21 protein-coding genes are annotated in these 25,933 nt (G+C 43.7%); 13 read left to right on the top strand and 8 right to left on the bottom strand.

What is annotated here, in order from left to right; genetic code table 11:
* The first annotated feature begins 219 nt into the window (after positions 1 to 219).
* From FTV31_RS14070 to FTV31_RS14060, 3 genes are all read left to right on the top strand, one after another.
* Positions 220 to 1,434, top strand: coding sequence for an MFS transporter (locus FTV31_RS14070; RefSeq protein WP_180015449.1), 1,215 nt, complete (start codon positions 220 to 222; stop codon positions 1,432 to 1,434).
* Between the two features lie 143 nt (positions 1,435 to 1,577).
* Positions 1,578 to 3,968 carry a YgiQ family radical SAM protein gene (locus FTV31_RS14065; RefSeq protein WP_180015451.1) on the top strand — a complete coding sequence of 797 codons (2,391 nt, stop codon included), beginning with the start codon at positions 1,578 to 1,580 and terminating at the stop codon, positions 3,966 to 3,968.
* Between the two features lie 398 nt (positions 3,969 to 4,366).
* Positions 4,367 to 4,915, top strand: coding sequence for a DUF2726 domain-containing protein (locus tag FTV31_RS14060; protein ID WP_179992225.1), 549 nt, complete (start codon positions 4,367 to 4,369; stop codon positions 4,913 to 4,915).
* 80 nt (positions 4,916 to 4,995) lie between these two features.
* On the opposite strand, the gene FTV31_RS14055 is transcribed toward FTV31_RS14060, so the two are convergent.
* The 5 genes from FTV31_RS14055 to mdtD all read right to left on the bottom strand — a co-directional run bounded on the left by FTV31_RS14055 (position 4,996) and on the right by mdtD (position 10,301).
* On the bottom strand, positions 4,996 to 5,352 hold the full coding sequence (locus tag FTV31_RS14055) for a RidA family protein (protein ID WP_005233436.1): 357 nt from the start codon (positions 5,350 to 5,352) through the stop codon (positions 4,996 to 4,998).
* Between the two features lie 4 nt (positions 5,353 to 5,356).
* Positions 5,357 to 6,652 (bottom strand): shikimate transporter, encoded by a 1,296-nt coding sequence (gene shiA, locus FTV31_RS14050; protein WP_180015447.1) that lies wholly within the window; start codon positions 6,650 to 6,652, stop codon positions 5,357 to 5,359.
* A gap of 222 nt (positions 6,653 to 6,874) precedes the next feature.
* The gene (dinB, locus tag FTV31_RS14045) at positions 6,875 to 7,930 is read right to left on the bottom strand and encodes a DNA polymerase IV (RefSeq protein WP_180015445.1); all 1,056 of its coding nucleotides are present in this window, start codon (positions 7,928 to 7,930) and stop codon (positions 6,875 to 6,877) included.
* Between the two features lie 143 nt (positions 7,931 to 8,073).
* Positions 8,074 to 8,859, bottom strand: coding sequence for a GH25 family lysozyme (locus FTV31_RS14040; protein ID WP_180015443.1), 786 nt, complete (start codon positions 8,857 to 8,859; stop codon positions 8,074 to 8,076).
* 50 nt (positions 8,860 to 8,909) lie between these two features.
* Complete coding sequence (gene mdtD / locus FTV31_RS14035) at positions 8,910 to 10,301, bottom strand: multidrug transporter subunit MdtD (protein WP_180015441.1); 1,392 nt, start codon at positions 10,299 to 10,301, stop codon at positions 8,910 to 8,912.
* Positions 10,302 to 10,653: 352 nt separating this feature from the next.
* Between mdtD and FTV31_RS14030 the strand changes: the two genes are divergently transcribed.
* Positions 10,654 to 11,619 carry a hypothetical protein gene (locus FTV31_RS14030; protein WP_180015439.1) on the top strand — a complete coding sequence of 322 codons (966 nt, stop codon included), beginning with the start codon at positions 10,654 to 10,656 and terminating at the stop codon, positions 11,617 to 11,619.
* An 89-nt stretch (positions 11,620 to 11,708) separates the two neighbouring features.
* Here the strand turns inward: FTV31_RS14030 and FTV31_RS14025 are convergent, their stop codons facing one another.
* A complete protein-coding gene (locus FTV31_RS14025) occupies positions 11,709 to 12,329 on the bottom strand; it encodes a TIGR00730 family Rossman fold protein (RefSeq protein ID WP_166136525.1) in 621 nt (206 codons plus the stop codon).
* A gap of 323 nt (positions 12,330 to 12,652) precedes the next feature.
* On the opposite strand from FTV31_RS14025, the gene FTV31_RS14020 reads away from it, so the two are divergent.
* The 6 genes from FTV31_RS14020 to FTV31_RS13995 all read left to right on the top strand — a co-directional run bounded on the left by FTV31_RS14020 (position 12,653) and on the right by FTV31_RS13995 (position 21,140).
* The gene (locus tag FTV31_RS14020) at positions 12,653 to 14,233 is read left to right on the top strand and encodes a TerC family protein (protein ID WP_159123942.1); all 1,581 of its coding nucleotides are present in this window, start codon (positions 12,653 to 12,655) and stop codon (positions 14,231 to 14,233) included.
* A 75-nt stretch (positions 14,234 to 14,308) separates the two neighbouring features.
* Positions 14,309 to 14,773 (top strand): YchJ family protein, encoded by a 465-nt coding sequence (locus FTV31_RS14015; RefSeq protein WP_180015437.1) that lies wholly within the window; start codon positions 14,309 to 14,311, stop codon positions 14,771 to 14,773.
* A 61-nt stretch (positions 14,774 to 14,834) separates the two neighbouring features.
* Entirely contained in the window at positions 14,835 to 15,479 is a 645-nt protein-coding gene (locus FTV31_RS14010) for a trimeric intracellular cation channel family protein (RefSeq protein WP_004787374.1), read from the top strand.
* A gap of 131 nt (positions 15,480 to 15,610) precedes the next feature.
* The gene (locus tag FTV31_RS14005) at positions 15,611 to 16,930 is read left to right on the top strand and encodes an MFS transporter (RefSeq protein ID WP_180015435.1); all 1,320 of its coding nucleotides are present in this window, start codon (positions 15,611 to 15,613) and stop codon (positions 16,928 to 16,930) included.
* Between the two features lie 163 nt (positions 16,931 to 17,093).
* A complete protein-coding gene (gene parC / locus FTV31_RS14000; RefSeq protein ID WP_180015433.1) occupies positions 17,094 to 19,313 on the top strand; it encodes a DNA topoisomerase IV subunit A in 2,220 nt (739 codons plus the stop codon).
* Between the two features lie 150 nt (positions 19,314 to 19,463).
* Positions 19,464 to 21,140, top strand: coding sequence for an AMP-binding protein (locus FTV31_RS13995; RefSeq protein ID WP_180003777.1), 1,677 nt, complete (start codon positions 19,464 to 19,466; stop codon positions 21,138 to 21,140).
* A 36-nt stretch (positions 21,141 to 21,176) separates the two neighbouring features.
* On the opposite strand, the gene FTV31_RS13990 is transcribed toward FTV31_RS13995, so the two are convergent.
* Entirely contained in the window at positions 21,177 to 21,563 is a 387-nt protein-coding gene (locus FTV31_RS13990) for a hypothetical protein (protein WP_180015431.1), read from the bottom strand.
* Positions 21,564 to 21,663: 100 nt separating this feature from the next.
* Here FTV31_RS13990 and FTV31_RS13985 point away from each other — a divergent pair, with 100 nt between their 5' ends.
* Complete coding sequence (locus FTV31_RS13985; RefSeq protein ID WP_034703876.1) at positions 21,664 to 22,062, top strand: MAPEG family protein; 399 nt, start codon at positions 21,664 to 21,666, stop codon at positions 22,060 to 22,062.
* Between the two features lie 120 nt (positions 22,063 to 22,182).
* Entirely contained in the window at positions 22,183 to 22,719 is a 537-nt protein-coding gene (gene ppa / locus FTV31_RS13980) for an inorganic diphosphatase (RefSeq protein WP_005233448.1), read from the top strand.
* Between the two features lie 102 nt (positions 22,720 to 22,821).
* Here the strand turns inward: ppa and FTV31_RS13975 are convergent, their stop codons facing one another.
* Positions 22,822 to 24,174, bottom strand: coding sequence for an OprD family outer membrane porin (locus FTV31_RS13975; RefSeq protein ID WP_180011319.1), 1,353 nt, complete (start codon positions 24,172 to 24,174; stop codon positions 22,822 to 22,824).
* A gap of 868 nt (positions 24,175 to 25,042) precedes the next feature.
* Here FTV31_RS13975 and FTV31_RS13970 point away from each other — a divergent pair.
* Positions 25,043 to 25,777 (top strand): TorF family putative porin, encoded by a 735-nt coding sequence (locus FTV31_RS13970; RefSeq protein ID WP_180015429.1) that lies wholly within the window; start codon positions 25,043 to 25,045, stop codon positions 25,775 to 25,777.
* The last annotated feature ends 156 nt before the right edge of the window (positions 25,778 to 25,933 follow it).

Below are 25,933 nucleotides of genomic sequence, written 5' to 3'. Positions count from 1 at the left end.
ACTCAGAAGTGAAACCTCTTAGCGCTGATGGTAGTGTGGGGTCTCCCATGTGAGAGTAAGTCATCGCCAGCTCATTATTCCAAAAGCCCTCTGCTCACGCAGGGGGCTTTTTTTATGCGTGGGGTTTAAGAAAATTAATTATTCGATGGTTATTTAAACTGAATCATCACATAAAAAGCGAATTTTGAGGCGTATACTGAGCGGGTTCATGGAGCGGATATGTCCTCAAATTCATCTTCAAGCCATATCGCATATGGTTCATCTGCTTTTAAAGCTATTTTATTTTCCTTATTTCTGGCGGGTTTTGCGATTTTCTCATCGCTGTATTGTGTCCAGTCCATGATGCCAATTCTGGCAGACTATTTTCATATCTCTCCGACACAAAGTAGTTTTCCGCTTTCATTCTCTACGATTGCATTAGCTGTTGGCTTGATCTTTACTGGTCTGATTTCAGACCGTTTTGGCCGTAAGCCGATTATGGTCTGGTCTTTATTTTCAGTTTCAGTTTTACTGTTACTCAGTGCTTTACTGCCGATCTGGTCGATATTTCTAGCCACACGAGTACTGATTGGTTTAACGGTCAGTGGTGTGGCAGCCGTGGCGATGACTTATATCGGAGAGGAAGTGGCAGAGCAGGATGTGGGCTTTGCCATGGGACTGTATATTTCCGGAACTGCGATTGGTGGCATGAGTGGGCGGTTGATTGCGGGAACATTGGTGGATTTTATTTCCTGGCAATCCGCGACTTTAATCATTGGGTTACTGAACCTATGTATCGCGGCAACTTTCTACTTTCTACTACCGAAGTCCAAGCATTTTAAAGCTTATCCAATACAATTCAGCCGTTTTATCAGAGCATTTCAGCAGAATCTGAGTGATCCCAAATTAAGAATTCTGTTTCTACAGGGCTTTATCTTGATGGGGGGCTTTGTCTCGGTATTTAACTATCTGAGTTATCGCTTGATTCAAGCGCCATTTGAATTGTCTCATGTCTGGATTGGTCTGATTTCGATTACCTATCTGGCCGGGATTTATAGTTCTCCTCGAGCTGCAGCATGGAGCAGAAAGTTTGGGCGTTATAAGGTGCTTGCCACCATGCTTTGTACCATGCTGTTTGGCTTAGCCTTAATGCTCATTAATAGCTTGGCTTTGGTGTTTATCGGCTTGCTGATTTTTACCTTTTCCTTTTTCGCTGCACATTCGACGGCTAGTAGCTGGGTATCGGTGCAATCCTTACAATACCGTGCGGTAGGTTCATCCCTTTATTTGTTCTGTTATTACCTGGGTTCAAGCTTACTTGGAAGTTCGAGTGGACTGGTCTGGGAAAATTCCGGATGGTTAGGACTAAGTGTATTTATCGCTATTATTTTAGGATTAGGCTTGCTGATGTCACAGCGTTTAAAACCTATAAATGATTCTTCAAAATCAGAATGAGTATATATTCCTAATAAAGGGCTTAAAGCTAATTTTGTATAAATTATAATCAAGCAACCTGAGCCGAATTCATGCTAAAATACTCGGCTTTCATCTTTGATCACTTTTCTGATCTTCCATCTGCCAGCCGAGAATTGCTAGCCATGTCTACTGCTTATACCGCTCAGACTGCGCCTAAAGCGTTGTTTGATTACGACAAATATTGGGCGTCATGTTTTGAACCCGCGCCTTTTTTGCCGATGTCACGCGAGGAAATGGACCAACTCGGTTGGGACAGTTGTGACTTTATTTTTGTCTGCGGTGATGCCTATATTGACCACCCGTCATTTGTGACCGGGATCATTGGACGTGTGCTCGAAGCACAAGGTTTCCGCGTCGGGATTATTGCCCAGCCAGACTGGACCAATGTAGAAGCCTTCCGTGTACTCGGTAAGCCGAATATTGCCTGGGGTGTGTCTGCCGGTAATATGGATTCGATGATCAACCGTTATACGGCGGATCGTAAGATTCGTTCAGATGATGCTTACTCACCAGATAACCAGCCGAATAAACGTCCAGACCGTGCCGCAACAGTCTATTGCCAACGTTGTCGTGAAGCTTTCCCGGATGTGCCGGTATTGCTTGGTGGGATTGAAGGTTCATTGCGTCGTATCGCGCATTATGACTATTGGTCAGATAAAGTTCGTCGTTCGATTCTGATGGATTCGAAAGCGGATCTGTTGATGTACGGTAATGGCGAACGCTCGATCATTGAGATCATGCATCGTCTGGCTAAAGGTGAAAAGATTCATCAGATTACCGATGTTCGTGGTACTGCATTCATCATCAATAAACATAACCGTGCTGCGAAAGCCCAGTTTGTCGAAATTGCATCCAATGATGTCGATACCATTGGCCGTGTCGATCCGATCATCAACCCGTATGTGATGAGCGAAGATATTGACGGCTGTGAAATCGAAAAAGATAAAGGCAACAGCTTAAGCCAATACCAGAACTTCCAGAAAGAAGTCGTAGCCAATCCAATCGTGCGTGAAGGGGATAACCTGGACTCGGATACGCAAATTGTGCAGCTACAACCGGCATCTAAAGCAATTAAACATAAATTACCACCACGTGAATTAGCAGTGATTCGTTTGCCTTCTTTTGAAGAAGTGGCAAATGATCCTGTGCTGTATGCGCATGCCAACCGTATTCTGCATCTGGAAACTAATCCAGGGAATGCGCGTGCTTTGGTACAAAAACATGGCGAACGTGATGTCTGGATCAATCCACCACCGATTCCATTGACCACCGAAGAAATGGATTATGTGTTTGACCTGCCTTATGCACGTCTGCCACATCCATCTTATGGTAATGCACGCTTCCCGGCTTTTGACATGATTAAATTCTCGGTGAACATCATGCGTGGCTGTTTTGGTGGCTGTACTTTCTGTTCGATCACCGAGCATGAAGGCCGTATCATTCAGAACCGCTCTGAAGAATCAATCCTGCGTGAAGTTGAAAAAATTCGTGATACGGCTCCAGGTTTCACCGGCATTATTTCAGACTTGGGTGGCCCAACAGCCAACATGTACCGTTTGGCATGTAAAGATCCTGAGATTGAGAAGAACTGTCGTAAACCTTCATGTGTATTCCCGGGCGTGTGTCAAAACCTGCATACTGACCATGCACCGTTGACTCAGTTGTATCGTAAGGCACGTGCTTTACCGGGTATTAAAAAGATTCTGATTGGCTCAGGTCTGCGTTATGACCTTGCCGTATTGAACCCGGAATATGTCAGAGAGCTGGTCACCCATCATGTGGGTGGTTATCTGAAGATTGCACCAGAGCATACCGAGAAAGGTCCATTATCCAAGATGATGAAACCGGGGATCGGGACGTATGACCGCTTCAAGCAGATGTTTGACCGTTTCAGTAAAGAAGCCGGTAAGGAACAGTATCTGATTCCTTATTTCATCGCGGCGCATCCGGGTACCACCGATTACGACATGATGAATTTGGCTATCTGGTTGAAAAAGAATGGCTTCCGTGCCGATCAGGTACAAACCTTCTATCCATCACCAATGGCCACTGCAACCACCATGTACTACACCGGTAAAAACCCGCTGGCGAAAGTCGCGCGTTATACTGAAGATGTGGACATCGTGAAAGGTGAGAAACGTCGTCGTCTGCATAAAGCCTTCTTGCGTTATCATGATCCAAACAACTGGCCTTTATTGCGTGAAGCTTTAAAGGAAATGGGGCGTCAGGATCTGATTGGTAACTCGAAACAGCATCTGATTCCAACCTATCAACCTGCTGGTACAGATGGGCAATACCAGTCTGCACGTAAGAAGAATTCGACTGTAGCGGGTGATTCACAGAAACGTACTGCTAACCCAGGTAATCGTGGTCAGGCTCAAAATAACCGTCCGAAAAAAAGCCAGATTCTGACCCAGCATACTGGTCTGCCACCGCGTGAAACGGGTGATGCGAAAAAGCCATTCGGCGGCCCTAAACCTAAAGCAAAATCAAAGCCAAAATCACGTGCTTGATTAAGCTGATAAAAAAGACACTTCGGGTGTCTTTTTTATGTTCAGACTTTATTGATGCGGCTTTCGGGGTCTCAATTAAAATGTAAAATATTTTATTTTTAGTCGATTTAAATTTTTGAAAAATGATATAAAAATAACACTTTGTCGGAATTGTCTTACAGTTCAACCGATTTATATTGCGATCTATCAGGAGACTATTTTACAGTCGCGTATAAGGATTTAACCCTAATTTCTATTGAAATAGTAAAAAGCGGTTTTTAAGTAACCGGCAATCAAGTTTTGCTACGAATTGTATTGGTCTCTACACAGAATGGTAGCAGGGCAATTTTAAAAATAGTATGGGTTTATACTGGATAACAATAAAACAAGAATGATTATAAGAATGCAAGGATTGAGTCATGACCACCTATATGATGATAGGGAGTTTCTTGGTGTTCTGTGTCGTGCTCATGGCATGGAAGCAGCTAAGGAATAGCCCAAAACCACAAGACAGCGCCTTAAAACAGCGCGCTATTTTTAATCCAAATGAACAACTGACGTTTACACGCCTGAAAGAAGTATTGCCTGATTATATTGTACTGGCCCATGTTTCTTATGATGCACTACTTACCACTAAATTTGGTCGTACCCGGCACAAGTATCGTGATCTGATTGCAGATTTTGTGATTCTGGATCAGCAATACCAGATTGTTGCCATTGTAGCCGTCGATGATCCGGTGATTTTAAAACGTCCACAGCAGGCGCAATTTCAGGATGCCTTGTTGACTATGGCCGGTTATCGGGTCATTCGCTATGAAGATGTACCGGAATATTATCAGTTACGAGGAGATTTCCTGCGTGAGCAGGAGCATTCCAGTAAAGACCAGAGATTTACCGCTGTGAATGATCTCAAAAAATATCATCTCTATTCAGATCTGGAACGACGTAAAGTCAAAGCATTAAACTGATAGAACCTAAACGAAAAAAGTATGCCAAGTGCATACTTTTTTCTATTTTAGATGAGTAGCAATTAGGCCTGAATAGAAGTCTATTCAGGTTTGACGGCTACGACAGTCAGTTCCACTAACACGCGTGGATCATACAGTTTAGCTTCGACACAGGTGCGGGGTAGGGCTTGAATATCCGATACCCAGGCATCCCAGACTTCATTAAACGCTGCATAATCTTTTTCAATATCTTTGAGATAAATCGTCACAGACATGATCTGGCTTTTATCGGTACCGGCATCCGCCAGGAACTGATCGATAATATCCAGTGTCTGCTGGGTTTGACCTTTGATATCTAGATCCAGATCTGTCGCCAGCTGGCCGGCAAGATGAACCAGATTGCCGGCAATGGCGATCTCAGAAAAGCGTTGTGAAACATGCAAACGTTGAACAGACATCAGCTTAATCCTTGGTTTTTGGCATCAAGGCTGCGACTAATGCAGTCAATAGGCAGCCTATCGCAAGATAGATGGCTACATAATGCCATGAACCATCACCCCAAATCACTAAGGAGGCTGCAATCATTGGGGTAAAACCACCACCAATAATACTGGCGACCTGATAACCGACTCCGGCACCGCTATAGCGATATTCCGTACCAAATAGCGAGGTAAAAATCGGTTGATGCACGCTGACCACCATGTCATGCGCGACATTGGCCAGTAGAATGGCGCCAACAATAATCATCCAGGTATTTTGTGCATCCAGTGCCATAAAAAACGGAAAGGCAGACAGTGCACCGATCAGACCACCCCAGACGCACATGGTTTTATGCTGGATTTTATCCGATAGCCAGGCAAAGAAAGGAATACTGAAACAGCTGATCGCACCGACCATCAGGGTGATATTCAGGAAGAACTGTTTGTCCATACCCAGATTATTGGTGGAATAGTTTAGGGCAAAGTTGGTGACCAGATACATGGTCAGCAGTTCGGTCAAACGCAAGGCAATAATATAAAAGAAAGCTTTCGGATGTTTGCTGATCGCCTGCAAGATTGGCAGTTTTTCTGGATGATGATCCGCCTTAATCACTTTCTCTACGAATTCTTGGGATTCATCCTGATCACGACGAATCCACATCGCAATCCCGATCAGCACGATACTGGCAATAAACGGAATCCGCCAAGCCCATTCAGCAAAAGCCTCTTCACCCAGTATGGCAATAATAATGGATACTGCACCCGTTGCCAGTACCAAACCTACGCCATAGCCGACCTGAACGCCACTGCTATAAAAGGCCTTTTTGCCTTTAGGGGCATTTTCCACCGCCATCAGGGCAGCACCACCCCATTCACCACCAACTGCAAAGCCTTGAATGGCACGCAGGGTCACCAGTAAAACCGGTGCCCACCAGCCAATAGCTTCAAAATTAGGTAAAAAACCAATCCCGACAGTAGAAATCCCCATCAGGACCACAGTCAGAACCAGCATTTTCTTGCGGCCGAGCTTGTCGCCGAAATGACCAAATACCACACCGCCTAGAGGACGGAACAGGAAGCCAACACCAAAGGTCGCTAGCGCCGCTAAGGTGCCCATATTGGCACCAATACTTGGGAAAAACTGGTCTTTAAAAATTAAGGCTGCAACAATGCCGTAAAGGAGAAAATCATACCAATCGACAACAGCACCAACAAAACTGGATAACGCCGCTTTACGCGCGCGTCGTTCTTGAATAACGGAAGAATTTACAGAGGACATGCAGGGAGGGATTCCATGAGATACATCAGAGTTGCCCTGTAATATTCGGATTTGATCGTCACGCCAATCACAGGACAGTATGCTGAAAGTAAAGGTGATTTTCAGCATCTCAGCACATACATGGATAATGCATTGCGCAGATAGAGTACTCCAAAAATTCAAAATGTAAAAACAAAGTTGCCGTATTTTTAAACTAACGTCTAATACTTGTACAAAATAGGCTTAAAGTAGCAGCAATTGCGTTTCTGTTTCACGTGCAGCGAGCTGATAAACGCCAAGCCCAATCAGCCGGAATTGCAGTTGAGGAGTAATATGCATCTCTTGAAGCAGTAAGTGTAAAGCCTGCTCCAGTTCTTGCGGGCTACGCAGCAGTTGGCTGAAGCTTTTACTATGCTGCATGGTCTGAAAATTTTTCATTCTCAGTTTCACAGTAACTCCGCGGGCAGAGAGTTGCTTTTTTTCCAGACTCTGCCAGAGCTGGACAATTAATGGCTGCCAGTAAGGCTGACATTGCGGTAAATACAGATCATCATCGAAAGTGGTTTCCTTGGAAATCTGCTGGCGTTCCCGTTCAGCTTCAACTGGCCGATCATCAATGCCTTGAGCATAAAGAAAAAGACGCCGTCCATATTTGCCAAAATGCTGAATCAGGATCGCTTCTTCAATCTGCTGTAAATCTCCCAAGGTTTCCAGATTCAGACTTTTTAGTTTTTCTTGAGTGACTTTGCCTACACCGGGAATTTTCTTGAGTGGAAGATCCTGAATAAAACGCTGTACCTGTGAAGGTTTGATGACACAGATTCCATTCGGCTTATGCCAGTCAGAGGCGATTTTAGCGAGAAATTTATTCGGCGCCACGCCAGCAGAAGCGGTTAGTCCAGTAGTTTGAAAAATATCTTCACGAATGCGCATTGCCACTTCAGTGGCACTCGGAATCTGCTGCAAATTTTCGGTGACATCCAGATAAGCTTCATCAAGTGAAAGCGGTTCGATGACCTTGGTATAAGTTTGAAATATCTGATGAATCTGCGCAGAGACCTGACGGTATTTGGCAAAATCCGGTTCAATCACGATGGCTTGAGGACAGAGCTTACGTGCTTGAGTCATCGGCATGGCAGAGCGTAGTCCGAACTCGCGGGCCGGATAGGAGGCAGCCGCGACCACTGCCCGCGGATGACGAGAGGCAATCACCACAGGCAGAGCGTTCAGCTCCGGACGTTCACGCAGCTCGACCGAGGCGTAGAAGGCATCCATATCGATATGAATAATTTTGCGCATATCCAGTATCTTAAGTGGCTTTAGCTGGATTGGGAAGAGACCGGATTGACAAGTAAACAGGCTAAAGCATTATTCAATATGAAGAATATCCTGCCTAAAGGATTCAATATCTATTTCATGGTTGAATCAGTGAGAAATTGGGTTTATTTCTTGGCTGTAGGCTTGGACTGATCCTGGGTGGGAATACTGTTCTGCTGTAAAAATTTGATCCAGTCCTGCTCCGAACCATAAAACACATTGAGATCCACAGTACGGGCAATGCCGGGAATTTCACCCTGACTGGTATGCTGCCAGAAGGTCCATTTGGGCTGACCCTTTAAATCTGGTAAACCTTGGTACTCACGTACCCAGAGCGGTACGTCAGCAAACTCTCCTGCCAACACGATATTATAAAAAGATTTCGACACATAGAAAATCGGCTGCTTGCCATAATGGTGTTTTAAGGCATCATGCATGATCCGGATTTCCTTGAGCAGCTGTTCTTTGGAGTAGTGATTAATGCACTTGCTGTCGTATTCCAGATCCATTACGGGTGGCAGGGCATCAATTTTACGCGGAACCGACTCTATAAAATTCTGAGCCTGAATGCTGCCATCACGGCAAAGCCGGTAAAAATGATAAGCACCGACCAGAAAGCCCTGTTCGCGGGCCTGCAGCCAGTATTCCTGAAACTTGGTATCTTTAAAATCACCGCCTTCTGTAGACTTTAAATAGACAAATTTATATTTCTGTTTCGGGATTTTCTTCCAGTCTATTTCTTTCTGATGATGGGAAACATCAAAACCATGAATCGGATAATCTGCTGCATGCGCTGATGGCTGTTTAAAAACCAGCAGATAAAGCACAGTGGTTACCACAAGCGTAATCAGCAGCCCGACTGCAATCACCGAGTATTTTTTCCAGTTGCTAGAAGTGGGAGCTGCTTTCATGTGCACGGTGGCCTGATTTACGGATATTCATATCGAGTATATATTCTGCCCTAGACTGGCGTGTTTTTGGGGATATGCCAGAAAATATAGGCAGCAATAATATTAATACAGCCCAGACAGAGCAGCGAAACGTGGAAGGCATTGTCCAGCTGTTCTGGGCCGAAATAGGCACTAAACATATTGACTAAGGTGCCTGCCAGTGCCACCCCGATACTCATTGACAGCATCATGATCATCGACAGGAAACTGTTGCCACTGCTGGCATCCTGCTGGCTTAAATCTTTTAAAGTCAGTGTATTCATCGAGACAAATTGCAGGGAATTCAGAATCCCGAACACAAAGAAATGAATGGCTCTTAGCCAGATTGGGGTTTCCGCCGTAGTTAAGGCAAAACTGACGATACACAGACCGACCAGCAAGGTGTTGATCAATAAGACTCTACGATAACCGAAACGCTGAATGATTTTGCGAATAATCGGTTTAGATGCTAAAGAACCGAGTACCGTTGGAATCATCAGTAGACCGGTAATAAAAGGTTCAAAACCAAAAGCGACCTGCAACATTAAAGGTAGCAAAAACGGAATCGAGTTGCCGCCGAGTCGGGCAAAGAAATTACCTAGAATGCCAATCGAATAAATTTTGTTTTTAAATAATTTACTGCGAAAAAGCGCGTTCAGATGAGTATGCGAGTGGTAGGCGTAGATGAGTGAGGCAATCAGACCACTTCCGACCAAACTTAAGCTCCACCACAGTGGATATTGGGGATTGGCAAAGTTTTCAATCCCCAGACACAAACCAATCATCGCAATGACCAGTAAAATAAAACCACCAAAATCAAAACGTTGTACTGTCGGTTCGGTAATATTCGGCATAGCTTTAAAGGTAATCAATGCACCCAGCAGGCCAATCGGCAGATTGATCAGGAAAATCCAATGCCAGGACAGGTACTCCACCATCCAGCCACCTAAGGTCGGACCGATCAGAGGACCCATCAATCCAGCCAGACTCATCAGGCTCATGGCGGACAGAAACTGGGTACGAGGAATGATTTTCAGCATGGCCAGTCGTCCGACAGGAAGCAGCAAAGCACCGCCAATACCTTGAAATACCCGATAAACCAGCAGTTCATTCAGATTCTCAGACCAGGCACAGCCGAGTGAGGCCAGAGCAAAAATAATGATCGCTGCAAAATAGATATTCCGAACCCCAAAGCGATCTGCCAGCCAGCCACTCAAGGGAATGCAGGCTGCCACAGAAAGCACATAAGCCACGACCACACTATGCATCCGTAGCGGATCTTCCTGCAGGTTACTGGCGATCGCAGGCAAGGCGGTATTGATAATGGTAGTATCGAGGCCCTGCATGAAAAAGCCAATCGATACGAGCAAGACCAGCAGTCTGAATTCAGGTTGTAGGGATTGATGCGTAGGAGTGACATTCATGGATTTAAAAAATCATCTATTTTGAATAGTTTAAAGAAATCTATGCAGCAGTGTGACTGAAATAAAAACGATTGTGAATAGGAGTCGTGTAGACAAAATGCTAATGAATTCACAGCCTGATTTCAGTTATTGAAGAGAAAGGGTAAAAGATATATTTCTATACTGCGAACATCTCAAACTGATACGGATTCATAAATACGTCATTTTTGGAACACTTCAAGCTTCTTTTTAAGGAGCAGGCTACAAAAAAATATGACGGAAATGTCATGAAAATGAAATAAAACCGTCATAATCTGGGGCAAACTTCCAGAACTGCTGTACTGGGAACTGTCTAGTAAAAGGTTTTGTACTTATGACCATCGAGATTCTGATGGTAGTTGGCTTCTGTCTGGCCGCCTATTCCATCGTGGGGAATGATGTTCCGCAAACATTAGGAACATTTATTTCATCGAACTCACATCGCCCATGGTGGGTACTCTGGATTTACATCAGTACTATTCTGGTCGTGGTGTTAATGTATGGCTGGTTTGCTTCTGGAGTAGGGGATGCCTCTTATGGACGTCTGGAAACTATTCCTTTTCCTGAAGATGGGGTCACCTGGCTATATGTAGTACCGCCTCTTTTACTAATCATTTTGACCAAATATGGCATTCCGGTAAGTACTACTTTCTTGGTGCTCACGATCTTCTCCCCGAGCAGTCTGGGTTCCATGCTGACCAAGTCAATGATGGGTTACGCCGTCGCTTTCTTTGTGGCGATTGTGATCTATCGTCTGGTCATGAAAAAACTCGCGGTCTATTTCAGTGAAACCCGTGATCAGCAACACTCCCCAATGTGGATGGCTTTACAATGGCTATCTACGGCATTTCTGTGGAGTCAGTGGCTGATTCAGGATTTGGCCAATATCTTTGTCTATGTCCCGCGTCAGGTACCGTTTGAATTCCTGCTGTTTGCGATTTCTGTCTTTGTGGTACTTCTCGGCGTCATTCTGTATCAGCGTGGTGGTGCTATCCAGAATATCGTGGATACCAAAACCGGGGTCACCGATGTTCGTTCTGCCACCATTATCGACTTTATTTATGCAATCATTCTGCTGGTGTTTAAAGAGTGGAGTAACATCCCGATGAGTACCACTTGGGTATTCTTGGGGTTATTGGCTGGTCGTGAATTTGCGATTTCGATGCTAGTAACTGAAGTTAATAAACATCGTACTTCACGGAATGTCAGCAAAGATGCCATGAAACTGATGTTTGGTCTGGCGATTAGTGTGTTCCTGGCGACGACCTTGCCTTGGTTCTATCACATGATTTCCGGTTAATGTTTTTGCATGTATAAATCAAAAAAGCGAGCATCAAGCTCGCTTTTTTATGGCTTTAAATATTTGCTATTCAAAGCAGATGAAAAAATTTAAACCACAAAACGTTGCGGAGCATCCAGATTCAGTAAGGTGGTATAAATCTGATCTGCATGCTCACAGACAATCAGTTTAGCCCGATGCTGGGGCGGCAAGAAGCCTTCCTGCACGGCAAGATCAAGCTGGGCAATCAGTGGATTATAAAAACCATTGACGTTATACAGCATCATCGGTTTTTGATGCTGGTTCAGCTGCCCCCAAGTCGCAATTTCCAGAATTTCTTCAAATGTTCCCAATCCACCCGGCAAGGCGACAAAGGCACAGGCCCGATCTGCCATCATGGCTTTACGTTGATGCATGCTGGTGACGATATGCAGTTCTGTGAGTTGAGGATGAGCAATCTCATAATCCAGCATAAATTCCGGAATCACGCCCACCGCTTCGCCACCATGCTGAATCATGGTGTCTGCCACCTGGCCCATCAGGCCAATACTGGCGCCGCCATAAACCAGACCAAAACCATGTTCGGCCAGACCTTGAGAAAGTTGAATCGCTTTTTCCAGATAAATCGGTTTGTTGCCGGCACGAGAGCCACAATATAAAGCCACTAGCGGGCGTGTTGTTTTTGGGGAGTTATCATTAAAATAATCGGTCATTTCCATTACACTTTGCATTTATTTTTTTCACCTTATCATTTTTTTATCTACTTACTATAACTTAGTTAACAAATATGACAATTCCATGAGCTGGCCTCATTTTAGGACAAAATCTTTCATTCAAATTCATCCATAATCCCAGATGAAAACAGGTGAATTTCATGCTGTTCTTGATATACTGAAAGTCTGTCTTACTACAATAGAACTCACATGGGTAGTCGAAGTTGGCGCTTTAATTTAATAAAACGTCACATTATCAAGTCTTTAATTCAAGTCGGGTATCAACCTGTATCTCATCATGCAAATACTTGCCTTTCTCCTCGGTTAGAGGAGCAGATGCGATGATTTTTGAATGGATGTCAGATCCCTCTGCCTGGATTGGCTTACTCACACTGATTGTTCTTGAAATTGTACTCGGGATCGATAACCTGGTCTTTATTGCAATTCTGGCGGAAAAGCTTCCACCTGAACAGCGTAATGCGGCGCGTATTACCGGTCTGGGCTTAGCCCTGTTAATGCGACTGGTGTTACTGGCATCGATTGCTTGGGTCGTAACGCTTACCGAACCGCTATTCCATATTTTCGAACATCCCTTTTCGGGACGCGACCTGATTTTATTATTTGGTGGTGTGTTCCTGCTGTTTAAAGGCACCATGGAGCTGCATGAGCGTCTGGAAGCCAAACCTGTGACCAAGGAAGAAAATCCGGTACAGGCAGTGTTCTGGATGGTGATTGTTCAGATCGTGGTACTGGACGCCGTGTTCTCGCTCGACAGCGTGATTACTGCGGTTGGCATGGTCAAAGATCTGTCTGTGATGATGATCGCCGTGATTATTGCGGTCGGTATCATGTTGTGGGCTTCTAAAGCCCTCATGGATTTCGTTAACAAGCACCCGACAGTAGTGATTCTCTGTCTGGGCTTCCTGATGATGATTGGTTTCTCGCTGGTGGTTGAAGGCTTCGGTTTCCATATTCCGAAAGGTTACCTGTATGCCGCGATTGGTTTCTCGGTGATTGTCGAGTTCATTAACCAGACCATGAAACGCAATCAGGAAAAAATGGTCACCACTACTGATATGCGTTACCGTACTGCGTCTGCTGTGATGCGTATGCTGGGCGGTAAACCGGCTCAGGACAATGATTCTTCTGAGCCGGAAGATGTACTGGCGACCCGTGCCTTTGCTGATGAAGTCTTTGATGATGACGAAAGTGGGGTCTACCACAGCGTCATGGTGCAGGGCGTACTTGGCTTGTCAGAACGTCCAGTGAAGTCGGTGATGACACCACGCCCTGAACTGGAATGGATTGATCTGGAAAATGATCATGCCAGTATCAAAGAGCAGTTATTGCATATGAGCCATTCACGCCTGATTGTGGCGCGTGGTGAGCTGGACAATATTGCCGGTGTGGTATTGACCCATAAAGTCCTGAATGAATACATCGAAACAGGTATTTTGGACTTCGAAAAACATCTGCGTGAACCAGTGATTGTGCATGAAAATGCTCAGGTCTTAATGGTGATGGATCAGTTGCGTCAGGCACCGCTACAAATGGCACTGGTATTGAATGAATATGGTTCCATTGAAGGGGTGGCGACACCGATTGATGTGCTGGAAGCGATTGCCGGTGAATTCCCGGATGAAGACCAGCTAGAAGCAGCTGTAGAAAGCCTGGAAGATGGCAGCCTGATTCTGGATGGTTCGACCGATATTCGCCACGTGTCACTGCTTCTGGATCGCGATCTGGTCAATGAAACGGAAGAATATTCGACATTGTCGGGCTATATTCTGTTCCATCTGGGGCGCTTACCGGAAAATGGCGAAAAGCTCGAAGCAGATGATTATATCTTTGAGGTGGTCACTATGGACGGCCACAAGATTGATAAGGTGCATATTATTGCTCCAGCGAACCGGAAAGACTAGTTCAACGCCTGAAGGGCGAAGTTAAAAGTTTGCTAAAATAGCCCGCATTGTCGGGCTATTTTTTATGGAATCAATATGTCAGAAGCATGTCCATGTGGACGAGGTGAATATGCAAGCTGTTGCCAGCCACTACATCAGGGGCAGCAATTTGCTCAAAGCGCCGAGCAATTAATGCGTTCGCGTTATAGTGCCTTTGCCAAGCATGAAATTGATTATATCCAGCAGACTACCGCCCGTGGGCAGCAGCAGGCTTTGGACATGCCAGCCATTGCTGAATGGAGCCGAAGCAATCAATGGCTGAAGCTGGAAATCGTGCAGGCGAATGAAAAACTGGACAAGACCCATGCGCTGGTCGAGTTCAAAGCACATTATCACGATGGCAAGCAGGCCCAGATTCATCATGAAATTTCACATTTTGTGAAGTTCGAGAATCGCTGGTACTTTCTGGATCCAACGACAGATCAACAGCTTACAATGAAACAGCTGTGCATCTGTGGCTCCGGGAAAAAATTTAAGCAATGTTGTGCGCATTTTTTATAATTTTCACATAGATTTAGCTTAGAATAGCCGCCATCTCAAAGCCTCAGGTGGAAGCAGGGCGATGTTACTGACCGTCATCTATATAATTGCAATTACCGCTGAAGCCATGACCGGAGCCTTGTCCGCCGGTCGGCGTAGTATGGACTGGTTCGGGGTTACGATTATTGCCTGTGTCACGGCGCTCGGTGGTGGTTCGGTACGTGATGTACTGCTTGGCCATTATCCCTTGACCTGGGTCAAACACCCGGAATATCTGGTGCTGACTTGCTGTGCCGCCTTTGTCACCATCCTGATTGCCAAATGGATGCGCCATTTACGCAATATCTTCCTGGTACTGGATGCCTTGGGCCTGATTGGCTTTACCATCATTGGCTGCCAGATTGCGCTGGAAATGGGGCATGGTTTTGTAGTCAGTGCGGTCGCCGGGGTTCTGACCGGAGTATCGGGCGGTATTTTACGTGACATTTTATGTAATGATGTGCCTTTAGTCTTCCGCCGTGAACTGTATGCCAGTATTTCCTTTGTTGCAGTCATCTTCTACTGGCTCTGCAGCAATTTCGGTCTGTCACTCGAAGTGACCATTATTTCCACCCTGATTTTTGGCTTTAGTTTGCGTTTGATTGCGATCTATTTCGGTCTGGAAATGCCGAAGTTTATCTATAAGGATGATGACGAACAGTCCGCTTCATCCAAAGACGAATCTTGATATGAATTACGGTAACTGCGGGAGGGAAAACTTCCCGCAGGCGTACGTATTCGTAGTATAAAAAAATAAAAAATCAAACCTCCTGTTGGGACAGCAGCATCTCCCGTTTCACCTGATCAGAGATTTTTGTTATGGATTTAGTTTCTCGGATACAGCGCTTGCCGATCGGCAAGTTCCACTACACTCTTTTATGGGTGATTGGTCTTGGCTGGATGTTTGATGCCATGGATACGGGATTGATTTCCTTTATTCTGGCGAAAATGGCTGAAGACTGGCAGATGAGCGCTGACCAGAAAAGCTGGGTGGTTTCGATCGGTTTTATCGGTATGGCGATTGGGGCGATTTTCTCAGGTGGACTGGCAGATCGCTGGGGACGTAAAACGGTATTTGCCAGTACGCTGGTGGTTTATAGTCTGGCAACCGCTGCCTGTGCCTTTGCGCCTAATCTGACCTGGTTACTGGTATTTCGTTTTATTGTCGGTCTGGGATTGGGTGGTCAGTTGCCGGTTGCTGTGACACTGGTCAGTGAATATATCCCGGCACGGGTACGTGGTCGTTTCATTGTGCTGCTGGAAAGTTTCTGGGGTTTGGGCTGGTTGGTGGCTGCACTGGTGTCACGTTTTGTGATTCCTGATTTTGGCTGGCAAGCTGCATTCATGATTGGCGGGATACCGGCACTATATGCCATCGTAATCTGGAAACTGGTGCCTGAGTCGGTACCGTATCTGATCAATCGTGGCCGGGTAGATGAAGCGCAGACTCTGGTTAAAAAGATTGAGCGCAAATGCGGCGTCGAAGTCATGGAAATCTTTGAAGTTAAACCCGTGGCTGACAAGAAGAATATCTCGTTTACTCAGCTCTGGAGTGGTATTTTTGCCCGCCGAACCTTGATGCTCTGGCTGATCTGGTTTGGGATCGTTTTTTCCTACTATGGTATTTTTACCTGGTTACCAAGCCTTCTGGTCAAGGAAGGCTATACCATCGTGCAGTCTTTTGAATATGTCCTGGTTATGATTCTGGCGCAATTGCCGGGTTATATTGCGGCAGCATGGCTAGTCGAAAAACTCGGTCGTAAGGCGACTTTAGCTGGCTTTATCGGCATGTGTGCGATTTCAGCCTATTTCTTTGGTCAGTCCGGTAGTGTCACCGAGATCGTAATCTGGGGTTGTCTGATGTCCTTCTTTAATCTGGGGGCATGGGGCGTTCTTTATACCTATACACCAGAACAGTATCCAACCAATATCCGTGCTTTTGGTTCAGGCTGGGCCGGTGCAATTGGTCGTATTGGCGGGATTGCTGCACCTTTTGCCGTAACCCATTTGATGGGGATGCCAAATGGTTTCAGTTACGTCTTTACCATGTTTACTGCAGTATTAATCGCAGTAGCTGTGGTCATTTTAGTCCTGGGTGAAGAGACCAAGGGCAAGACGCTAGAATCTATGGGTTTATAAGGTTGGTGATTTTTTAGTTGCTCAGCTGCTATAAAGTGGATATTTTTAGCCCATAAGACACGATTTGTCGCGCTGTGTAGTTTACTGCCCTTGTGCAGCACACAGCCGCGACTTAGCATAAGAAACATTGATACAAAAACGAATTTTAGGATTATAGGTTGTTATGACAAGCCTTGCGCATCATGCGACAGAAAACCGTTCCGTAGCCGAATTTACCGAACAAGCTTATTTAAATTATGCCATGTACGTGATTATGGATCGTGCATTGCCACATATCAGTGACGGTTTGAAACCGGTACAGCGCCGTATTGTCTATGCCATGAGTGAGCTGGGTCTGAAATGGACCAGCAAACCGAAAAAATCGGCACGTACTGTGGGAGATGTACTGGGTAAATACCATCCACATGGTGACTCGGCCTGTTATGAAGCCATGGTCCTGATGGCGCAGCCATTCAGTTATCGCTATCCGTTTATTGAAGGACAGGGCAACTGGGGTTCACCAGATGATCCGAAGTCTTTCGCGGCAATGCGTTATACCGAAGCTAAACTGTCGCAATATAGCGAACTGCTTTTATCCGAACTAGGACAGGGTACCTGTGACTGGCAGGATAACTTTGATGGTTCGATGAAAGAACCGATTAACTTGCCGGCACGTGTTCCTAATATTCTACTAAATGGTACCACCGGGATTGCTGTGGGGATGGCGACTGATATTCCGCCGCACAACTTACGCGAAGTGGTGAAAGGTACCATCGCTCTGATTCGCAATCCGAACCTGACCGATGCCAAAATGGCAGAATACATTCCGGGACCGGATTTACCGACCAAAGCGGAAATCATTACGCCACCATCAGAGCTGCTTAAAATCCAGACGACAGGTCGTGGCAGCTATCGCATGCGTGCGGTATACACTATTGATAAAAATGAAATTGTGATTACCGAATTGCCATATCAGGTATCCGGTTCAAAAATTATCAGCCAGATTGCGGATCAAATGCAGGCGAAAAAACTGCCGTTGGTCACTGATGTTCGTGATGAATCTGACCATGAAAATCCAACACGTTTAGTGGTGGTACTGCGTTCGAACCGTATTGATGCGGAAGCGGTCATGAGCCATCTGTTTGCGACTACAGATCTGGAATCCAGCTATCGTGTCAATATGAACATGATTGGCGCGGATGGCCGTCCACAGGTGAAATCGATTCGTCGTATTCTGCTGGAATGGATCGAAATCCGTAAAACTACAGTCACTCGCCGTCTGCAATATCATCTGAATAAGATCGAAAAACGCCTGCATATTCTCGGCGGTTTGATCATTGCCTACCTGAATATTGATGAAGTGATTCGGATTATTCGTGAGGAAGATCAGCCTAAACCAGTGTTGATGGAACGTTTTGGCATTGATGAGATTCAGGCCGAAGCTATTTTAGAACTCAAACTGCGTCATCTGGCCAAGCTCGAAGAAATGGAACTGCGCCGCGAACAGGAAGAGCTGGAAGCTAGAGCTGCGGTGATTCGTGAACAGTTGGCGAATCCTGAGTCTTTAAAAACCTTGATCATCAATGAATTAAAAGAAGATGCCAAGAAATTTGGGGATGATCGCCGTTCTCCGATCGTGCAACGTGCCGAAGCTGCGGCAATTGATGAAACTGAAATGCTGCCAGCGGACCCTGTAACGGTAGTATTGTCTGAAGCGGGCTGGATTCGCTGTGCCAAAGGGCATGAAGTGGACGCTGAAAATCTGAATTTCCGTGCAGGTGATCAGTATCTCAGTCATGCCCAAGGTAAGTCTAATCAACGCGTCTATATATTAGACGATAGTGGCCGTAGCTATGGCTTGCCAATCAATAGCCTACCATCGGCACGAGGACTTGGTGAACCATTGAGTTCAAAACTGTCTCCGGCAAGTGGAGTCGGTTTCAAGCAGGTATTGGTCGCTGAAGATGATGCGGAAATCCTGGCAGTCAGCAGCAAAGGTTATGGATTTAAAACCCAAGCCAAGCAGCTAGATACCAATGCCAAAGCTGGTAAGGCTTTCCTGAATTTATCTGAAGGTGCACAGGTCATGAACCTGCAGCCGCTGGAAGATGCAACTCATGTTGCACTACTCAGTTCAGCTGGCCGTCTGCTGGTTGTTGATCTGTCGGAATTACCTGTACTCAATAAAGGTAAAGGTAATAAATTGATACAACTTGAAGATAAAGATCAAATTTTATCCATGACAATATTGAAACTTGATGAAATAATTCAAGTGCTTGCAGGACAGCAACAATTAAAACTTAAAGGGGATGACCTGCAAAAATATATTGGGAAACGAGGCTCTAAAGGAACCCTGTTACCACGTGGATATCAAAAAGCAAATAAACTGTTGATTCAAAGATAATACTAGCATCCATGAATCGAAATACGTTATATATGAGTAACGATTCGACAAATGGATGCAATGTTGCACATATACAAGTCTAAAAAATGACGTGCAGCATTGAAAAAAACAGTTGAACTACTAAGGATTATGATTGGAGAGATTGGCATTATGGAAAAGATTTGGTTCGCTGAATACCAAAAAACAGGGATTCCAGAAACTGTAGAATTACCAGCAGAAAATACATCTCTGGTTGATATTTTTGAACGCAATTTCCAAAAATTTGGCTCACGTGATGCCTTTATCTTTATGGATAAGACTTTAACGTTCAATGAGTTGGAAGAAGCTAGTCGTAAATTCGCAGCATATTTACAAAGTTTGGGTCTGGCAAAAGGCACACGTGTTGCCGTAATGATGCCAAACGTTCTTCAGTATCCGGTCGTAGCATTGGGGGTGTTCCGCGCTGGTTTAGTACTGGTGAATGTAAATCCACTGTATACATCACGTGAGCTTGAGCATCAATTAAAAGATTCTGGCGCTGAAGTTCTGGTCATTATTGAGAACTTTGCCAGCGTTTATCAGTCAATTATTGGCAAAACACCTGTGAAGCACGTCGTGGTTGCTTCTGTGGGTGACATGCTGGGTGCTTTAAAAGGTACTTTGGTGAACTTCGTATTGCGTTCAGTACGTAAGCAGATTCCGGCATGGGATATTCCAGGTCACATCAAGTTCAATGCTGCACTGAACAAGGTAAATCCAAGCAACTATAAACGCCCTGAATTGACTTTAAGTGATACTGCTGTACTTCAGTACACAGGTGGTACTACCGGTGTTTCTAAAGGTGCTGAACTGACTCATCGTAATCTGGTTGCTAACCTGTTGCAGTGTGACGGTATCTTCCAGAGCAAATTCGGTGCGCAAGATGGCCAGCCAGATGACCGTATTTTCTGTGCTTTACCGCTTTATCACATCTTTGCTTTCATGGTCTGTGCACTTTACGGCATGTATAAAGGTCAGGCGAACGTTCTGATTCCTAACCCGCGTGACCTGCCTGCGGTGATGAAAGAATTACGTAAATACCAGCCAACATTCTTCCCTGCTGTGAACACGCTGTTTAATGCGCTTGTAAACAACGAAGAGTTCAAGCAACTGGATCATAGCCGTTTAAAAATGGCGATGGGCGGTGGTATGGCGGTTCTGCCTTCTACTGCAGAAGCTTGGAAGAAAATTACTGGCACTAACATCATTGAAGGTTATGGCCTGTCTGAAACTTCTCCAGTAGCAACTGCGAACCCACCGGCATCTGAAGCATTTAGCGGTACGATTGGTATTCCGTTACCTTCGACTGAAGTTGCAATTCTGGATGATGACGGTAATGAAGTTGCACTCGGTGAGCAGGGTGAAATCTCAATCCGTGGTCCACAGGTGATGAAAGGCTATTGGAACCGTCCGGATGAAACCGATAAAGTGATGGTAAATGGCTTCTTCCGTACCGGTGATATCGGTGTTATGGATTCACGTGGTTACATCAAAATCGTTGACCGTAAGAAAGACATGATTCTGGTCTCTGGCTTCAACGTTTATCCTTCTGAAATTGAAGAAGTCGTTGCGAAACATCCAAAAGTACTGGAAGTGGCTGCAATTGGTGTACCAGATGAAAAATCAGGTGAAGTGCCAAAACTGTTTGTGGTGAAGAAAGACCCTTCATTGACGACTGAAGAAGTTCTGGCATTTGCAAAAGAAAATCTGACCGGTTATAAACGCCCACGTTATGTTGAATTTATGGATGAATTACCAAAATCTAACGTAGGCAAAATCCTGCGTAAAGACCTACGTAAGACTGCATAAATCCTGCAATAAAAAAAGCGCCTAAGGGCGCTTTTTTTAATTCTCTTTTTTCATTAGCCAGCGGTCGAAGTAAGGACGTCCTACACCGATCACACCCAAAAAAATAAACATGGTACCAAACTGGCGGTTAAATCCTCTCAAATTAAAACTACCATAACTGAGAATATTATCTATCAGGCAATAAATGATGATTGCGACCACCCAGTGCCAGATCGGCATGCGTTTGATGCCCACGGCATAGAAGGCAATCCATAATATGGCAAAGGTAAAGAGGGGAGACCAGATATTCATATTGGCACAAATGACGGCCATCAGAAATGCAACAATCGGCAATACGATTTTTAATACGCGATCCACTTGACGTTGATGCTGGCGCTGTTTCTCGAGGACATCGAACATTTCATTTTGATCAGAGCTGACCATAGTGAATCCTTAATCATTTATAAAAACACTCTATTTAACAAAATTTATTCACGAAATGCCATGCTATGATAGACATAAAAATTCTCAAGAGAAAAATCAGATGCATAGCATTAGTGGGGTTATCTATCTCATTTTGGCAGCTTGTCTTTTACCTTATGTTTTTACCTTGATTGCTAAAAAATCGGCAGGGTTTCGTGCAAAAGACAATCAGAATCCGCGGGCATTTTTAGAACAGTCTACAGGCCTGGCCAGTCGTGCCAATGCCGCTCAGCAGAATAGCTTTGAAAGCTTACCACTCTTTATTGCCTCGATTCTGATGGCAGAATATATGGTCGTTTCACAAAGTCTGGTCATGACCTTTGGGATTGCCTATCTGGTTTTTCGGGTCATCTATGGGATCTGTTATCTGGCGAACTGGTCGACCTTACGTTCAATTGTCTGGCTGTTATCCTTATTGTGTCCAATAACCTTGCTGCTGTTAATTATCAAAATCTCTTAAGCCAAAAATAAAGCAGGTCGAGATATTTACAGTTCGATATTTTAAAATCAAAAAAAATCTGTAAAAACCGTTATAATTGTCGCGGTTTTTAAAAGATATAACTTGTTAAAGAGTGATGCTATGAGCTACAGCAATATCCCAGCGGGTAAAGATGCGCCAAACGACATCTATGTCATTATCGAAATTCCTGCAAATGCAGCACCAATCAAATATGAAATCGATAAAGATTCTGATGCATTATTTGTAGACCGTTTCATGGGTACAGCAATGTTCTACCCAGCAAACTATGGTTATGTACCAAATACACTTTCTCTAGATGGCGACCCTCTAGACGTATTGGTGGTAACTCCACATCCAGTAGAGCCAGGTTCAGTTATTCGTTGCCGTCCTGTGGGTAAACTGAACATGGAAGATGACGGTGGTGTTGATGCGAAACTGGTTGCAGTTCCACACGACAAACTGACTCCGATCTACAAAGATGTTCAAGAATATACTGATCTTCCTCCATTACTGATCAGCCAAATCGAACACTTCTTCCAGCACTACAAAGACTTGGAACCAGGTAAATGGGTTAAGTTAAGTGGTTGGGAAGGTGCTGATGTTGCTAAACAAGAAGTACTTAGCTCAATTGCAGCTTATGCAGAAGCAAATAAATAATTCATTTGCTTTTCAGTTTAAGTCTTTAACTTTTTAAAGCTTAAACAAAAAAAACCTGCACATTGTGCAGGTTTTTTTATTATGGCTTGAAATTCGGGTGAATTAGAATAATTTCACAGGAATGTCTAACCAGATACGCCATTCGTTGGTGTCACCAATGTAGTTAGATTGGTAATCATTGCTTGCACGGTAGTAAGAGTGACGTAAACGCAAGCTTGCATCTTTAGCAAAACCAGATTGAACAGTGTATTTCACTTGGTTAAAGAATTCACGTTCATGAGCATCGCTAGTCGCTAACACTGAACGATCGCCTTCAGGGTCTGCTGGTACATCAATATCCCAACCATATACAAATGCTGAAGTCCAAGATAGACCAGGAACATTTACAGCACCGAAGTCAAATGTGTATTGAAGTTGTGCTGATTTTTCATTATTACCAATGAAGTCAGACAGGTATGAGTTTGGTAGATAAATCGTTTGATGACCATCACCTACACCGCGACCCAAACCATAGTCATAGCCTGTGTTACCAGTATTCTGTTGGTAAGCCACCATGACATTGTGCGGACCAGTATTGTAAGTGGTAGAAATAGCCCAAATATTGTTGCTTAAGTTACTCAAGTCATTTGTGGTATGAGAATAAGTATATGCACCACCGTCAGCTTTTTTATCCCACTCAGTATGATAGCCACTAAAATCGTGAGTTAAAGTGCCGCCATTGGCTACTGCATAGCTATAGTTCGCATTCACATAATGACGGTCTAAACGGTCTTTAATATCTGTACCATAGTAAGAAGCGTTTAGCGCATCACTAAATTTATATTTCGCGCCCCAAACAACAGCACGATCAAGCTCGTTACCATCAGAGTCGATTTGGTCTGAATATTGGTTTTTAGTAAATTTACCAGCTGTTAATGACAGGTTATCAATTTCATTACTCGTCACTAATACGCCTTCAAAGTATTCAGGAACGAGACGTGCAGTATTTGATGCCAATACAGGAAGATCTAAAACTTGGGTACCATATACAGCAGTGGTATTAGATACACGAGCTTTCACATAAGCCCCACCACGAGCCCAATGATCATAAGTATCGCCAGCGCCTTTAACGTATTCACCTTTAGCGTTGAAACCATTTTCACGAGGAATCATACCATTACCGGCATTTTTGTTGTTTCCTAGTTTGAAAGAAGCATCACCGATGATCCCGGCACCAAAGCCGACGACACCTTGAGTAAAACCTGAATCCAGTTTTACGATTGCAGTCTGTGCAGCTGAACTTGTATCTGCTACGCCATTTTTCTTATCACGAGATAAATAACCAGTACGGAAAAGTACAGATCCTTCTGCGTCTTCTACAAAACCTTTAGACTCACTCTGCTCGCTAGCAAAAGCGGTTGAGATCAATGCAGCCTGAATCAAAACTGCCAATGTTAATTTTTTTGTGTTTTGCATTGGGAGAGAGCCTTATACAAATTGATGGAAATTTTTAGGAATTGTATAAGATTCGCTGAATAAATGTCATTTTTATTTACGATATTCCACTAAAGTCGATGGATTTTTTTTAATCTAAAGTGAACAATGGTAAGAGATCTAACAGTCTAAATCCTGACCATATAGTAAAAAAACAAATAAAAACAAAGATATTTTTTAAATATAAATTCTCTGAAGGGTATGACTCATGAGTGCATCAATAATATTTAAAATTAAAATTCTTAGAATGAAAAAGTTGAGTGTTCAAAATCTTCATTTTCTGTATCAGACTCTTCATTAATAATTTCTTAAAAGTGAGAATTGATTATAAATTATTGAATTTTAATATATAAATATTTAATTTAAATATTTATAAATCCAAAAATACGCATAGATTGCCGAATAATAAAAAGTCATTCTATGAGAGACACATTTTGTTGCTTAGCACTATTTTGAACTTTTTAATCCAGAAAGTTCTGAGTTTGAGCAAGAATCAAAAACTCGAATAGAGCAATCTGCTTCTTTACCTTTTATTTCTGCACCTTTTTTTAGCACAAAATTTAATCAAAGCGAAAATAGTTTCAAAATGGCGCAACTTGTAAATGATTATGTATAAGGGCGAAAAAAGAAAATAAATCTTTGAAAAAGGACCAGTGTTAAAAAGAATCTATCAAAGTGCTTTTTTTAAAAATTTAAATATAATTTAAAAACAAATACCTAGTGATTTATTTTATTTATATTCATCAGATTTCCGTTGTTTTATTCCAGATTGGCATAGCTCTTGCAAATTTCGAACTTGAGTTTAATCAATATCATAAAAACGTCTCAGACGATCTGGGGGAGTCATACAATGAAATCAACATTAAAAGTATTATCTTTTGCTTTACTAGGTGCTGCATCTTCTTTTACTTTCGCGGATGAACCAGCTGCTGAACATTCAGTTTCTGGAAATATCAGTGTACTTTCAAGCTATAACCTGCGTGGGATTACCAACACACCTGAAAATAGCGGAGCTACTTTACAAGGTGGGCTTGACTATAATCATGCCTCTGGCTTCTATGCTGGTTGGTGGGGTTCTACCTTAGATTATTCTTTGGTTGAAGAAGGCCGTGATGCTTTTGAAAATAATTTCTATGCAGGCTATAGCCATTCGGTAAATGATGATTTGGGTTTAACGATCGGTACGACTTACTACTATTACTATGAATCTGATGAAGAAACGAATGGATTTGAACTGTTATTAGGCCTGAGCTATAAAGATTTAGGTATTACAGCACAAACTCTTCTTGAAGATACGACTTGGGGGAATGCAGGGGATACTTATATCAAAGGTACTTATAGCTATGCACTGCCTAATGACTTTAGCTTAGACACCGCTTTAGGTTTATATGCTTATGAAAAGTCAGGTGACTATGTAGAAGAGACAAGTGAAAGCTTTGGTTTCCGTCATTTTGATATCGGTTTAAGTAAACCTCTTGCAGATACTGGTGTGACTGCAAGCATCAATTACATCATCGGTGGTTATGATCGTATGGATGTGAAACAAAAGAACAAAGTAGTATTCGGATTAGGTTATAGCTTCTAATTTTCTCTGAATAAAAAAGGCGACTTTAAGTCACTGCTGTCCCATAGTTTGCTTTAAATAAAAAAACCTGAGTCCTAACAGTTAAAATATGAGTGCAAACAAACACTTTAACGACCAGGATTCAGGTTTTGTCACATCAGAATACCGTATTTCATG

It is taken from the genome of Acinetobacter sp. YH16031, assembly GCF_013417335.1.
Taxonomy (GTDB): domain Bacteria; phylum Pseudomonadota; class Gammaproteobacteria; order Pseudomonadales; family Moraxellaceae; genus Acinetobacter.
The sequence above is the reverse complement of the archived record's forward strand: the minus strand, read 5'-3'. Positions and strand labels throughout refer to the sequence as shown.

Excerpts from the sequence above, each read along its gene's own strand:
- FTV31_RS14070 (WP_180015449.1), top strand. The coding sequence starts at position 220 with ATGTCCTCAAATTCATCTTCAAGCCATATCGCATATGGTTCATCTGCT.
- FTV31_RS14065 (WP_180015451.1), top strand. The coding sequence starts at position 1,578 with ATGTCTACTGCTTATACCGCTCAGACTGCGCCTAAAGCGTTGTTTGAT.
- FTV31_RS14060 (WP_179992225.1), top strand. The coding sequence starts at position 4,367 with ATGACCACCTATATGATGATAGGGAGTTTCTTGGTGTTCTGTGTCGTG.
- FTV31_RS14055 (WP_005233436.1), bottom strand. The coding sequence starts at position 5,352 with ATGTCTGTTCAACGTTTGCATGTTTCACAACGCTTTTCTGAGATCGCC.
- shiA (WP_180015447.1), bottom strand. The coding sequence starts at position 6,652 with ATGTCCTCTGTAAATTCTTCCGTTATTCAAGAACGACGCGCGCGTAAA.
- dinB (WP_180015445.1), bottom strand. The coding sequence starts at position 7,930 with ATGCGCAAAATTATTCATATCGATATGGATGCCTTCTACGCCTCGGTC.
- FTV31_RS14040 (WP_180015443.1), bottom strand. The coding sequence starts at position 8,859 with ATGAAAGCAGCTCCCACTTCTAGCAACTGGAAAAAATACTCGGTGATT.
- mdtD (WP_180015441.1), bottom strand. The coding sequence starts at position 10,301 with ATGAATGTCACTCCTACGCATCAATCCCTACAACCTGAATTCAGACTG.
- FTV31_RS14030 (WP_180015439.1), top strand. The coding sequence starts at position 10,654 with ATGACCATCGAGATTCTGATGGTAGTTGGCTTCTGTCTGGCCGCCTAT.
- FTV31_RS14025 (WP_166136525.1), bottom strand. The coding sequence starts at position 12,329 with ATGCAAAGTGTAATGGAAATGACCGATTATTTTAATGATAACTCCCCA.
- FTV31_RS14020 (WP_159123942.1), top strand. The coding sequence starts at position 12,653 with ATGATTTTTGAATGGATGTCAGATCCCTCTGCCTGGATTGGCTTACTC.
- FTV31_RS14015 (WP_180015437.1), top strand. The coding sequence starts at position 14,309 with ATGTCAGAAGCATGTCCATGTGGACGAGGTGAATATGCAAGCTGTTGC.
- FTV31_RS14010 (WP_004787374.1), top strand. The coding sequence starts at position 14,835 with ATGTTACTGACCGTCATCTATATAATTGCAATTACCGCTGAAGCCATG.
- FTV31_RS14005 (WP_180015435.1), top strand. The coding sequence starts at position 15,611 with ATGGATTTAGTTTCTCGGATACAGCGCTTGCCGATCGGCAAGTTCCAC.
- parC (WP_180015433.1), top strand. The coding sequence starts at position 17,094 with ATGACAAGCCTTGCGCATCATGCGACAGAAAACCGTTCCGTAGCCGAA.
- FTV31_RS13995 (WP_180003777.1), top strand. The coding sequence starts at position 19,464 with ATGGAAAAGATTTGGTTCGCTGAATACCAAAAAACAGGGATTCCAGAA.
- FTV31_RS13990 (WP_180015431.1), bottom strand. The coding sequence starts at position 21,563 with ATGGTCAGCTCTGATCAAAATGAAATGTTCGATGTCCTCGAGAAACAG.
- FTV31_RS13985 (WP_034703876.1), top strand. The coding sequence starts at position 21,664 with ATGCATAGCATTAGTGGGGTTATCTATCTCATTTTGGCAGCTTGTCTT.
- ppa (WP_005233448.1), top strand. The coding sequence starts at position 22,183 with ATGAGCTACAGCAATATCCCAGCGGGTAAAGATGCGCCAAACGACATC.
- FTV31_RS13975 (WP_180011319.1), bottom strand. The coding sequence starts at position 24,174 with ATGCAAAACACAAAAAAATTAACATTGGCAGTTTTGATTCAGGCTGCA.
- FTV31_RS13970 (WP_180015429.1), top strand. The coding sequence starts at position 25,043 with ATGAAATCAACATTAAAAGTATTATCTTTTGCTTTACTAGGTGCTGCA.